The organism is Mesorhizobium sp. WSM4989, assembly GCF_029625795.1.
GTDB lineage: Bacteria > Pseudomonadota > Alphaproteobacteria > Rhizobiales > Rhizobiaceae > Mesorhizobium.
In genome coordinates, this window is the sequence record NZ_JARTVN010000031.1 from 1 (window position 1) to 272 (window position 272).

The 272-nt window shown below is 59.9% G+C and carries 1 protein-coding gene; it reads right to left on the reverse strand.

Features of this window, described 5'->3' with window-relative positions:
* The coding region (locus tag P9217_RS30200) for a trimethylamine methyltransferase family protein (protein WP_278088332.1) at positions 1 to 272 on the reverse strand (272 nt) is incomplete at both ends.

The window sequence follows — 272 nt, forward strand, 5'->3', positions numbered from 1 at the left end:
GACATTGGGCGGCCCGGCAACGAGGGTGAAATTGATGGTGTTGCCGCCCAGATGAACCGCGTTGGCCGGGTTGCGCGGCGTCAACACATAGCTGGGCTGCGTGGTATTCAGCACGTCTTCGATCAGGCCGCGATCGATGCGGACATTCGCTGAGGCATGATCGACCCTGGCGCCGGCCTTCTCGAACAGCGACAGCGCGCGCGGACTCATCACCTCAATGCCGAAATTCTCCAATATGTGCATCGACGCCTGATGGATCTGCTCGATCTGAT